Source organism: Polaromonas sp. CG_9.5, from assembly GCF_035984465.1.
In the GTDB taxonomy this organism is placed as follows: Bacteria; Pseudomonadota; Gammaproteobacteria; order Burkholderiales; family Burkholderiaceae_C; genus Polaromonas.
In genome coordinates, this window is the sequence record NZ_JAXCHR010000020.1 from 49,496 (window position 1) to 62,091 (window position 12,596).

6 protein-coding genes and 4 pseudogenes are annotated in these 12,596 nt (G+C 60.1%); 5 read left to right on the top strand and 5 right to left on the bottom strand.

Translation table 11 applies throughout. The annotated features are described in order from the left end of the window. Positions 1-118 precede the first annotated feature (118 nt). Complete coding sequence (locus RCH06_RS14355) at positions 119-421, bottom strand: hypothetical protein (protein ID WP_327082151.1); 303 nt, start codon at positions 419-421, stop codon at positions 119-121. Between the two features lie 102 nt (positions 422-523). Further along, positions 524-1,882 (bottom strand): D-amino acid dehydrogenase, encoded by a 1,359-nt coding sequence (locus RCH06_RS14360; protein WP_327082152.1) that lies wholly within the window; start codon positions 1,880-1,882, stop codon positions 524-526. Positions 1,883-1,992: 110 nt separating this feature from the next. On the opposite strand from RCH06_RS14360, the gene RCH06_RS14365 reads away from it, so the two are divergent. Further along, positions 1,993-2,907 carry a LysR family transcriptional regulator ArgP gene (locus RCH06_RS14365; RefSeq protein WP_327082153.1) on the top strand — a complete coding sequence of 305 codons (915 nt, stop codon included), beginning with the start codon at positions 1,993-1,995 and terminating at the stop codon, positions 2,905-2,907. 337 nt (positions 2,908-3,244) lie between these two features. Further along, complete coding sequence (locus RCH06_RS14370; protein WP_327082154.1) at positions 3,245-7,309, top strand: PAS domain S-box protein; 4,065 nt, start codon at positions 3,245-3,247, stop codon at positions 7,307-7,309. Positions 7,310-7,486: 177 nt separating this feature from the next. Here the strand turns inward: RCH06_RS14370 and RCH06_RS14375 are convergent, their stop codons facing one another. Both RCH06_RS14375 and RCH06_RS14380 read right to left on the bottom strand, forming a co-directional pair. Further along, entirely contained in the window at positions 7,487-7,909 is a 423-nt protein-coding gene (locus RCH06_RS14375; protein WP_327082155.1) for a universal stress protein, read from the bottom strand. An 88-nt stretch (positions 7,910-7,997) separates the two neighbouring features. Next, positions 7,998-8,303, bottom strand: a pseudogene (locus tag RCH06_RS14380) (IS3 family transposase); the annotation flags it as partial. A gap of 27 nt (positions 8,304-8,330) precedes the next feature. On the opposite strand from RCH06_RS14380, the pseudogene RCH06_RS14385 reads away from it, so the two are divergent. The 3 genes and pseudogenes from RCH06_RS14385 (at position 8,331) to RCH06_RS14400 (ending at position 12,277) form a co-directional block, all read left to right on the top strand. Next, positions 8,331-9,674: pseudogene (locus RCH06_RS14385) on the top strand (IS3 family transposase). Between the two features lie 299 nt (positions 9,675-9,973). After that, on the top strand, positions 9,974-10,873 hold the full coding sequence (locus RCH06_RS14390; protein WP_327082156.1) for an NAD(P)/FAD-dependent oxidoreductase: 900 nt from the start codon (positions 9,974-9,976) through the stop codon (positions 10,871-10,873). A 391-nt stretch (positions 10,874-11,264) separates the two neighbouring features. Beyond that, positions 11,265-12,277: pseudogene (locus tag RCH06_RS14400) on the top strand (IS630 family transposase). A 63-nt stretch (positions 12,278-12,340) separates the two neighbouring features. Here RCH06_RS14400 and RCH06_RS17910 read toward each other — a convergent pair. After that, a pseudogene (locus tag RCH06_RS17910) lies at positions 12,341-12,499 on the bottom strand (IS110 family transposase); the annotation flags it as partial. Positions 12,500-12,596: the final 97 nt, after the last annotated feature.

The window sequence follows — 12,596 nt, forward strand, 5'->3', positions numbered from 1 at the left end:
CAAGGTGGGGCTTAAATGAATAAAAATTTACAACGCTATTGATAATAGCGAAATTCTTTATCATTTTTACCCCTTCAGGGTTTCCCCCAGTGCGCGGGTTATGCTCGCTTGCGGGCGTTCAGGGTTGCTGCTTTTTGTAGGTGCGGTCCATCTCAGGCGCTTTGCTGGTGTCTTTAAGGCCGTTCTCGATGTCTTTTGCGGCCTGCTCGATCACTGCGCTGTTCTGGTCGTCGGTCATATCGACCGCCTGGTCGCGGTCGTTGGGCAATTCGAGCGTGTTCTTGACCGAGCTGTCGCCGGGCGTTTCATGCTTGCCGGGGAGCGAGCGTTGCGGCTTAGGGTCTCTGGCCGGCATGCCCTTGCCTGCGGCGGGCTGGTCGGGCGTGTTGTTGGGGGAGGGGGTGGATTTTTGTGTCGTCATCAGGCCACTATGGGCGTGACTTGCACGCAGCGCTGTCAGCCTGCCAAGGCAGGCGCTGTAGGAGAAAGGCAACGCTGCCGCCTTTCTGAGCCCACGGTTTTTTCAGGCGGTCTGGGTATTCAGACGGGCACCGCTGCGGTCAAAGCCGTAAAAGCCAAACGCCATCGCCGGGACTTCGCCGCTGATCAGCTCGGCCATCGCCTTGCCTGACCCCGCGCCGTGGGTCCAGCCCAGCGTGCCGTGGCCGGCGTTCACCCACAGCCGGTCGACTTTGGTTTTGCCGATATAGGGAATATTGGTGGGCGTGGCCGGGCGCAGGCCGGTCCAGAAGTTCGGCGTGCCGCCTTCTGCTTCGAGCCGTGTGTCGCACACGCCGGGAAACACTTTTTCGATGCGCCGGGCCAGCATGTGGCACCGGGCCTTGGCCAGCGGCGTGTCGAGCGATAAACCGTAGTCGCCGACTTCAATCGTTCCGGCCACCCGCAACTCGTTGCCCAGCCGGCTGATGGCGCATTTGACTTCGTCGTCGATGGTGCTGACAAAAGGCGCCAGCTCGGGCCTCCGCAGTTTGAAGGTGGCGCTGTAGCCTTTGCCGGGGTAAATCGGCAAGTCCACGCCGACGGTGCGCAGCAGCGGCGCACTGTAGGAACCGCAGGCCACCACCACCGCATCGGCCTTCAAATGCTTCAATGGTGCATCATTCAGGCCGCTGGCGCTTGATGGACGGGCGCGTACAGCTACTGAATTAATAGCGCCGCCGGCTTCTTCAAGGCGAACGATGTCGTGGTGGTACAAAAACTCGACGCCGCGTTCAGCGCAGCGCCGGGCCAGCGACTGGGTAAACACACGGGCGTCGCCGCTTTCGTCGCTGGCGGTGTAGGTGCCGCCAACGATCTTGTCAGCAAACTGGCTGAGGGCGGGCTCGATCTTGAGCAACTCGGCGGTAGAAACCACTTGGCGCGCCACGCCGTATTTGCGCATCAGCGCGGCGGCGTCGCCAGCGGTGTCGAATGATTTTTGCTCGGTGTAGTAGTGCGCAATGCCGCGCTCCAGCCGGTGGTAGTCAATGCCGGTGCTGCGCACCACGTCTTTCAGGGCGGTGTGGCTGTAGGCGCCCAGGGCGACGAGCTGCTGCACATTGCGCTCGAAGGCGGTGTCGTTGCACTGCGCCAAAAACTGCAGGCCCCAGCGCCATTGTTGCCAGCCTTCGCCAAACGGCATGCGGGGCCGGAACAGCAGCGGCGCATCGTCACGGAACATCCATTTCAACGCCTTGAGCGGCGCGTCGCGGTTGGCCCAGGGTTCGCAGTAACTGACGGAAATTTGCGCGGCATTGGCAAAGCTGGTTTCCAGTGCGGCGTCAAGCTGCCGGTCGACCACCGTCACTTCGTGCCCGCGCTCAAGCAAATGCCAGGCGGTGCTCACGCCGATGATGCCTGCGCCCAAAACCACAACTTTCATGACGATCCCCTTTGACTGGGCTCTGAGTGTGAAGGCGCTTGTGGCTATTTAACAGTCAAATTAAACTCTTAGCTTAAACATCAGAATCACTAATACTGGAGCCCCTTCCCATGAGCACTTTTGACCCGGATGCGCTGGAGTGCCTCGCGGCGATTGTGGAAGAGGGCGGTTTTGAGCGCGCGGCCCGGCGCCTGTCGATCACGCAGTCGGCGGTGTCGCAGCGGCTGCGGGCGCTTGAAGCGCAGGTAGGCACGGTGCTGATTGTGCGCAGCCGCCCGCTCAAGGCGACCTCGGCCGGGCAACTGCTGCTCAAGCACACCAAAATGGTGCGGCTGTTGCGCGCTGACCTGGAGCGCGACCTGAAGGAGCTCGCGCCCAGTTCGCTGCGCGGCACGCGCGAAGAAGAGCGCATCTCGATTGCCATCAATGCCGACAGCATTGCCACCTGGGCGCTGCCGGCGCTGACCGGTCTGGCGCAGCAAGGGCTGCCGATGGAAATCATCACCGACGACCAGGACTTCACGCAGGAATGGCTGCGTCAGGGCCAGGTGCTGGGCTGCGTCACCACGCTCAAGCAAGCCCTGCGCGGCTGCAAGATGGTGGCGCTGGGCGCGATGGACTATGTGGTGGTTGCCACGCCCGCGCTGGTGCAGGAGCGGCTGGGCAGCGCGGGGCTGACGGCGCACAACTTCCGCGAGATTGCCTTCGTCGCCTTCAACCGCAAGGACGACATGCAAAGCGAGTTTGTCGGCAAGGCTTTCGGGCTCAAGCGGGTCATGCTGAACCAGCTGTTCGTGCCCTCGTCCGAAGGCCAGGTGCGCGCCGTGCTGGCCGGCTGGGGCGCCAGCGTGCTGCCGCGCCTGCTGGCGCAGCCGCTGCTGGACCAGGGTCTGCTGGTCAACCTGGCGCCTGCCTGCGTGCTGCCGATCCAGCTCTACTGGCATTGCTGGAACCTGGAGTCCGAGGTGCTCGATGCCCTGACCGCCGAGTTGACCGCATCGGCGGCACTGGCGCTGGTGGCCTGAATCCGGCACGGCATGAAGCGCCCCTGCGCCACCGGATGGACGCGGATTGCCACGCGGCAAGACAGGCGGGTTTATTCGCTGTCCGGCAAACCCGGCAGTCCGACCCTGAAGGCGGCGCTGGCGCGCAAAAACCGCATCAGTCAAGGCATCATCGCCATACACGGGAAACTTTTGATCCGGAAAACAGGCACAGCCTGTTCTCGCGGCGCAAGCCATAAAATACCGCAAAACGTGTCCGGCATGAATGCCGGCGTCCGGCTTCACAGGCCGTAATTCAAGTTATCCCCGCCTCCCCCTCTGGGGTCGGGCGCGCAGTCAAAGAGACAAGGAAATCAGCATGCTGAGCTGCTTGGGTCTTCGTTCCCGTCTGATGCTGCTGGTATTGGCCGCCCTGGCGCCGGTATTTGTACTTTTTGCCTATTCGGCTGCAAAAAACCAGCAAACCGTGCTGGCGCTGGCCCAGTCCGGCCTGCAGTCTGAAGTGCTGCTGACTGCGGCGCACCAGCAACGTCTGATTGACCGGGTGGCGCAGCTGCTCGCGGACATTGCCAGCGGCCCTTCGATCAAGGACACCCGCAGCCGCCTGTGCATGCAGTACCTGAAGAATCTGCAAGCACAAGATTCCATTTATTCCAACCTGGGCGTGATTGGCCTGGACGGAAAACTGTCCTGCCACGCCATGGCCAGCGGCACCCCGGGCGAGATCTATATCGGTGACCGCACTTTCTACCGACAAGTGCTCAATGGACAGAAATTCTCCGTCGGGGACTATGCGGTGTCGCGCTCCACCGGCAAGCCCGGTATTGCGTTCGGCATGCCGGTTTACAGCAGCGAAGGCGCTCTCAATGGTGTGGCTTTTGCCTCCATTGATATTGAAGTCATGGCCGAGGTCATGGCGGCAGACCCGCTCGTGCCCGGTGCGCAGCTGCGGATCATTGACCGGCAGGGTGTAGTCCTGGCGGCGCATCCGTCCAGCACCGCAATACCAGGCAGCCCAGAGGCCGATGTCCAGGTGCTGAAAGCCCTGCAGTCCGGCAAGCCGGGGGTGCGTGAAGCGGTGGATGCGGCTGGCGTGCAGCAGGTCTATGCCTATGCGCCAGTCGGTAGCCCGAAGGACGGGCTGTGGGTCGCCCTCAGCATGCCGCGCGACCTTCTCACGGCCGCGCCGCGGGACTTGCTGTTGACTGATTTTGCGACCTTGCTGGTCATGACGGTTTTTGGCATGGTCTGTGCCTGGGCGATGGGCAAGCACCTGGTGGTGAATCCCGCCAACGCCTTGCTGAAAGAATCCAACGAGATCGCGCGCGGCAATTTTCTGGTGCGCGTCCAGCCCGGCGCATCAAGCCACGACGAAATCGGCCAGCTGGGGCGGGCGTTCAACCGCATGGCCGAATCGTTGCAGGCACAACGCAGTGCGCTGGACGCCGCCTTGGGACAAGCTCACGCAGAGCGCACGATGCTCGACCTGATGCTCAACAGCATGAATGACGGCGTCATTGCCGTGGACACCGAGGGCCGCTTTTTGCTGTTCAATGCCACGGCGCGCGACGTTTTTCCAGTGCCCGAGGCCGACATGCTGTTCGGGCAATGGCAGCGCAGCAATCCGCTGCTTGCACTGGATACAAAAGCCCCCATCGTGTCCGATGGCCCGCTAACGCAAACCCTGCGCGGCCTCAGCATCAATAACTGGGATCTGCTGTTTTCCAGAGCCGGTTTTCCGGACCGTATTTTGCGAATGAGCACGCGGCCCTTGCACGGACCGGACCAGCAACAGATCGGCGCCTTGCTGGTATTTATTGATGTCACTGAACTCAAGGCCAGGGAAAGTTTTGCGCTGGCGCAGGAAAAGGTGCTGCAGCTGATTGCCGTTGGCGCGCCCCTGCGGCAATTGCTTGACGCGGTGCTGCTGCTGGTGGAAAAAGAATCGCCGCAAAGCAGGTGTTCCATCCTGCTGGTGAAAGGCGGGAAGCTTTTTCACGGTGCGGCCCCCAGTTTGCCCGACAGCTATACCCTGGCGGTTGAAGGCTTGATCATCGCCGAGGGCATTGGCGCGTGCGGCACGGCTGCATTTCGCAAAGCCCCGGTGGTGGTTGAAGACGTTGCGCGCAGCCCGCTGATGCAGAACTACCGCGAGTTGCTGCTGGGCCATGCGTTGCGGGCCTGCTGGTCCACGCCGGTGATTGCCGCAGACGGCGACGTGCTGGCCACCTTTGCCATTTACCGCGATACGCCCGGCCCGCCCCGGCCCGCCGACCTCGACCTGATTGCTACGGCCACCCGGCTGGCCCGGCTGGCACTGGAGGGCGCCCGCACCAAGGAAGCGCTCGTCAACAGCGATGCGCGCTTTCGCGAACTGGCTGAAAAAGTGGAAGACGTTTTTTACAGCGCCGATATTGCGCAGGACGGCCGCATACGCTACGTCAGCCCCGGTTACGAGAAAATATGGGGGCGCAGTTGCGAGAGCCTGTACGCCATGCCCAGCACCTATGCCGATGCCGTGCTGCCTGAAGACCGGCACCTGCTGACGCTGGCGCGCGAAATCAGGAGCGCCGGGCACGTCTCTGATGTGGAGTACCGCATCCTGTCTGCCGATGGCCAGACCCGCTGGATACGCGATCGTGGCTATCCTGTGTGCAATGACGCCGGTGTGCTGGAGCGCGTGGTCGGCACAGCGCGTGACGTGACTGACCGCAAACTGGCTCATCTCGAGTTGGCCAGCACCAACCGGGCGCTGCAGATGCTGAGCCGCTCCAGCATTGCCATCAACCGGATTCATGACGAAACCGGTTTGCTGGCTGAAGTGTGCCGCGTGGCGGTTGAGGTTGGCGGCTACCGCATGGCCTGGGTCGGTTATGCCCAGGACGATGCGGAAAAAACCATTCGGCCCATGGCCCATGCCGGTGAAGAGTTGGGTTATCTGGCTGCCATCCACCTCAAATGGCATGCCGGGCTGCCCGGTGGTCAGGGGCCGGCCGGGCAGGCGATTCGCACCGGAAAATCGCAGCAAAGCAACGACATCAGGTCCGACGAACGGTTTGCCTGGAGTGAAGCGGCCCTGGCGCGTGGTTACCGTAGCGCCATTCTTCTTCCCCTGTGCAACGAGGCGCAGAGCTTTGGCATTTTGTGCCTTTATGCCGGCGAGGTGCAGCAGTTTGCCCCCAAGGAGGTTCAGCTGTTGCAGGAACTGGCTGACAACCTGGCGTTCGGTATTCTCAGCCTGCGTACCCGGCTGGAGCGCCGGCGCAGCGAAGAAGCCGCACGCCAGGCGGCTGCCAAGCTCCATGAGCAGGCTTCGCTGATCAACCTGTCGCATGACGCCATCATGGTGCGCAACCTCGACCGCACCTTGCGTTTCTGGAACAAGGGGGCCGAGCGTCTGTATGGCTGGACGTCCGAAGAGGTGATGGGCAAAACCATGGAAGCGCTGATGTACCGCAACCCGCAGGTGCTTGCCAATATCATGAAACACACCGTGACCGATGGCCATGACTGGTCTGGCGAATTGGAGCAGATCAGGCGAGATGGCGCCCCTGTGTATGTCGAGACGCGCACCACCGCGCTGCGTGATGCGCAAGGCCAGGTCAACGGCATGCTGGGCGTCAACACCGACATCCACGAACGCAAGCAGGCGCGCGATGAAATCATGCGGCTCAACGCCAGCCTGGAAGAACGGGTCGAGCAGCGCACCGCCCAGCTGAAGTTTGCCAACCAGCAGCTTGAGGCCTTTTCCTATTCCGTATCGCATGACCTGCGCAGTCCGCTCAGCGTCGTTGACGGATTCTCCAACCTGCTTGAAAAGTCCATCACCCAGCCGGGCGCAGCCCCCCTGGCCGAGCGCAGCCGGCATTACCTCGCCCGAATCCGTGCTGGCGTCCGGCAGATGGGCGAGCTGATCGACGCCATGCTGTTGCTGGCGCAGGTGACACGCGCCAGCCTGCGCTGGGAGGCGGTTGACCTGAGCGCCAAGGCCGAGGCCGTGCTGCAAGGTTTTCAGGAGCGCGAACCGGACCGGGTGGCGTGCTGGCAGGTGGCGCCGGGGTTGGTGGTGCAGGGCGATTCGCAGCTGCTGGGGCAAGTGCTCGACAACCTGCTTGGCAATGCCTGGAAGTTCACCAGCGGGAAGGCCGACACCCGCATCACCGTAGGCCAGGAAACCGGCTTTGACGGCGAAACAGTCTTTTTTGTGCGCGACAACGGCGCCGGGTTTGACATGAGCTATGCCGCCAAGCTGTTCGGTGCGTTTCAGCGCCTGCACGCCCAGAACGAGTTCCCGGGCACCGGCGTAGGGCTGGCAACAGTCCAGCGAATTATCGAGCGCCACGGCGGCAGGGTCTGGGCCGACTCGGCGCCTGACCAAGGCGCCACGTTCTATTTCACGCTGGGGCCGGCGGCAGCCGTGTGACGCCTTTGCAGGCGCTGCGAAGGGCATGAAAAAAACCAGCGTGCTTCAACAGCACGCTGGTTTTTGTTATTTTCAAGCATTTAAGGCCGCTAGCGCATGACTGGCGGGCGCCGACAGCTATTAAATAAGTAGCAGTTTAAAAGCGCTTTCCCGTCCGTGCCGACCGCCGGGCGCGGCTTAACGAACCATCAGCACCGGCACGGCGCATTGCGCCAGCACCTTGGTGGCCACCGAACCCATGACCAGGTTGCCCAAGGCGCCATTTCCGTGCGAGCCCATCACCAGCAGATCGAACTTGCCCTCGTCGGCAAACTTGGCGATGGTTTCGCCCGCCGGCCCCACTTTCCATTCGCTTTTGGCATTGATCTCATGGCGCGCCAGAAACTCCGAGACCGGCGCAAGAACCTCTTCGGTTTCGTCGGCGTAATAACTGTTCACCACTTCCTTGCCCACGGCGGCGCGGGCGCGCGCAGGCAAGGCGGGCTGAACCGTGAGCACGGTGTAGGTGTTGTTGGCGCTGAAAATCTCGTCATGCGTTGCCAGGTACGCCAGCATTTTCTTGGTGTATTTACTGCCGTCAACGGCCAGGAGAATATTCATGAGAGCACCTCTTTAAAAACTGTAGTTTAGCCACCGTCGGCAGCGGCCAGAGCGTCCTGAAAACGGGATGGCTTTAGGGGTGTGGTGGTCAAATAATTTTGAACAGTTCGATAAGTTTTTTAGTTGTCGATTGATGCTCGAAAGCAATGGGTGACAAATTGCCCAGAGTTGAATGCAGACGCACAGCGTTATAGAAGTTCGCGATGTAGTCCGCAATGTCCATGATGGCTTCAGCGTGATTGGCATGGGCTTTCTGCCAAACGCGTTCCATCTTCAAATTCAGGAAGAAACACTCCATCGCCGCGTTATCCCAGCAGTTGCTTTTGCGGCTCATGCTGCCAATCAACCCATGATGAGCCAGAAGTGAATCGCCCCGGTTTTGAGTTGACCCCCAGAAGTTGGACAAACTTCAAAGGGGTTTATGAAGAAGTACAAAACGGAGTTCAAGCTTCAGGTCGTGAATCGCTTTCTGGCCGCTGAAGGCGGTGCAAAGCTGCTGGCACGGCAGTGGTCAGTGCCCGAGGAGAAGATTCGCATCTGGGTGAGCCACTACCGCCTCCATGGCATCGACGGGTTGCGCCCCAAGCGCAGCACGTACAGTTTGGAATTCAAGCTGCAGGTGCTGTCCCATCAGGACCGCGAACAACTTTCGAGCTGTCAGGTCGCGGCGGTCTATGACATCCGCAATCCCAACCAAGTCGTGATCTGGAGACGCAATCTCGACCAATGCGACGTGGAGGCTCTCAACAGGCGCCCCAACATGAAACCAGAACGACACTGCCCGGCGCCATCCAATATGATCGCCACCGATTCGGCGCAGGCCCTGCGCGAAGAGAACGAGCGACTGCGCGCGGAGGTGGCCTAACTAAAAAAATTACAAGCCTTGATCCGGTCCAAGAGATCAGATGCGCCAACAAAGCGCGCCTGATTACCGGGTTGAGGCATCACCATAAATTGGCCGATCTACTGCAGGCGGCAGGCTTGGCGCGCAGCACCTTCTATTACCAGTGCCAAGTGGCCCAGCGAGCCGACCAACACAGCGCCATGGAGCCCAGGATCTGCTCCGTCTATGACGAGCACAAGGGCCGCTACGCGTACAGACGAATCACGCCAGCGCTGTGCAGTTCAATGGCAGAACCCGTCAACCACAAGTGCGTGCAGCGTCTGATGCAGAAGATGGGACTGCGCGCGTTGATCCGTGCGAAAAAGCGTTCCCGACATGCCCCTGGCATTAACGATGCGCACGTGCCCAATGTTCTGCAGCGCGATTTCTGCGCGACTGCGCCAAACCAGAAGTGGGTGACCGATGTCACGGAGTTCAATGTGAACGGCCATAAGCTGTATTTGTCGGCCTGCATGGAACTTTACAACGGCGAGATCATCGCGCACCGCATGGCCAAGCGTCCCGTTTTCGAGCTGGTCTGCGGCATGCTGGAGGCGGCACTTTCGCGGTTGGGAGACACCAGTGGACTGACCGTGCACTCAGACCAAGGGTGGCATTACAAAATGCAGCCGTACCGGGCGATGCTTGCGCATCGCGGGGTGACAAAGCATGAGCCGCAAAGGAAATTGCTTTGACAACGCGGTGATCGAAAGCTTCTTCGGCACCCTCAAAGCCGAATTTTTGCACCTTGCAACGCTTGACAGCATTGAGATGCTCGAAGCAGGCGTGCATGATTACATCCACTACTACAACCACGAGCGCATCAAGCCCAGGTTAAACGGACTCAGCCCGGTGGGATACCGGCTGAGAAACGCCGCCTGATTGGCGGATAGCAACCGTCCAACTTCTGGGGGTCAGTTCAAACCCGGGGCGATTCAGTACCGAAGTTCCCAAACAGCGGTCTTACTCTTATAAAGTGGGAGCATCCGTCGTAAATGCTGACCAGAGGATTACCATTTTGTTATGTAAGCGCTGTGCGGAGAATTGCGGCGCCACGGCCTCCACAATTCGACGATGATGGGCTTTCGTGTGCGGGGCATAGGACTGTTACGGGCTGGCTGATGCCACTCCCGCTTGTTCCTTGCCGAGCTGGAAAGTTATTCCTATCTACTAGTTTGAACATGCAAATGTTGGACACCCTCATTGTTGGCGCCGGTCCGGCTGGGCTGACTGCGGCCATTTATCTCGCGCGATTCCGTCGGCGCATCGTATTGATTGATTCCGGCCATAGCAGGGCCGCCTTGATTCCTGTAACCCACAACTACCCGGGCTTCCCGGACGGCATCTCAGGCGCCGAGCTTCTGGCTCGACTGGCCGCACAGGCTTCTCGCTATGGTGTCGAAATCCAAAGGGGCACGGTAGACGGGCTGTCCCGATTAGGTGAAGATTTCATTGCCGAAGTCCAAGGCCAGCGCATCGCTGCTAAAACCGTGCTTCTGGCTACCGGGGTGGTGGACAAGTGCCCTGATATTGCCAATATCCCTGCCGCTACGCTCAGCGGCTGCCTGCGCTGGTGCCCGATATGTGACGGTTTTGAAGTGAGCGATCAAAGCGTCGCTCTTCTGTCCACGGCCAAGGCGGGCGTGGCACATGCGTTGTTTTTGCGGACATATACGCCCAGGCTCACGCTTTTCGTCGACCCGGAGAGCGGAGCGCTCGACGCGGCACAGCGGGGGGCGATCGAGCAGGCCGGCATTCGTCTCGTCGAAGACCGAATCGAAAAAATCCACGTCTCTGGTGAGCAGCAGGTCATCGTGCGCCTCAACGGCGTGACGGAGCTTTGCTTTGACACCTTGTACCCAATGCTAGGCACTGACGCTCGCGATGCACTGGGGGTGAATCTGGGGGCTTGCTGTAGCGATGGTGAACTGGTTGTGGATGCCCACCAGCAAACGTCGATTTCCGGGCTTTACGCTGCCGGGGACGTGGTAAAGGCGCTCAACCAAATGAACATCGGAACAGCACACGCGGCGATCGCGGCAACTGCGATCCACAACAAATTACGTGACAACTACCGTTGAAGAAAACTTAAGGCAGATCCGCCATACTTCACGGGTTGAAAATAGCTGCGTTAGCCCGGTGGGACCACTGGGGCGCCGGCAACTATCGCGTGGCGCTACTCCCGATCGGTCTGGTAAGGAACACTTATTGCCGATCCTGGCATATTCGTTGTCGGCCTACCTGTGGTAGAGCCTCGAAAACCCGCTGCCACACGTCGCTCTTGGTCAGCGCGAGTAGCGGGTATGCACGGCGCAGAAATCACCAAAGCGCGCTGGCAAGTCCTGCCAGAAAATGCTGGTTCGGTAACGGTAGAGCACCGTATTGCCAGCCTCAAGACGACGCTTCGGTTGTTGGCTATAGATAAGGCTCAATAAAGTTTGAACTCTGCAAGGTTTTTCTGATCAGAATGTTATGGAAAAAGAAGATGCAAGAAACCAGACACTCGAGCAACTCCACGAGCGGCGCAAGCAAGTCGCAAGGCTGCACCAGCAAGGCATCAAGATCATGCAAATCGTGCCGATGACGGGACTGAGCTACCCGACGGTGCGCTCAGCCATTGATCTGTTTGACTCGGGCGGCTGGAGTGCCCTCAAACCCTGCCTGCGCGGGCGCGCCAAGGGTGATGGTCGAGTGCTCAGTCAGGCGCAAGAAGACACCATCCAGCGCTTGATCATCGACACGCGCCCGGAGCAACTCAAGATGGACTTTCATCTCTGGAGCCGGGCCGCCGTCGGCCAGCTCATAAGCCAAGAGTTCGGGATCAAACTGCAAGTGCGCAGCATCGGCAAATACCTCACGCGCTGGGGCTTCACGCCGCAAAAGCCCATCAAGCGCGCCTGCGAGCAAAGCCCGGCGGCCGTGCAGGCTTGGCTGGAGGGCGAGTATCCGGCCATTGAGCAACGCGCAAGAAGCGAAGGCGCTGAGATTCACTGGGGCGATGAGACGGCCTTGGTCAATACCGACGTGCGGGGCAGGAGCTTCGCCCCGGCGGGCAAAACCCCGGTGGCCATGGCTGTTGGCAGCACGCGCCACAAGCTCTCGATGATCGCCACTGTCACCAATCAAGGCAAGGCGCGCTGGATGATCATTGATGAGGCGTTTGATGTCGACAAGCTCATTGAGTTTTTGCAGGCCCTGGTCAAGGATGCGGGCAAGAAGGTCTTCCTGATACTGGACAACCTGCGGGTGCATCACAGCCGGCTCGTCAAGGCCAGGGTGGCTGAGCGGCTAGACCAGATCGAGTTGTTTTACCTGCCCAGCTACAGCCCGCAGCTCAACCCTGAGGAGCGACTCAATGCCGACTTGAAGCAGGAGATGGGCAAGCGCGTGCCCGTCAGAACCAAGGCTAAATTACGTGAGGCGGCCAACGACCATATGGCCATATGGCCATGCTCGAGCAAAACCCTGAGCGGGTGATGAGCTAATTTCAGGATCGTCGCGTTCGTTATGCAGCTTAAAACTTCACAGGGTCTGATCAATAGTTGCGCAGCGTCCTCCAAATCAGCCTGTATCAGTGGATACAGCTCACGAACAATGTAGCGCTTGAGGCACCTGAATATTTCCTTTTTCGACAGGCACTTACCGGTGCGCCGGGCGACATATTCGCGGGTACGGGCGTCGCCTCGCATTCGCACCATGGCAATGGTCCCCCCGGGTGTCAGAATTGTTGTCGCATCTAATTCTTCGATGGCTAACTGCCCGGCAACTTTATTTCATGACCAGAACACCGCATTCACATCATTC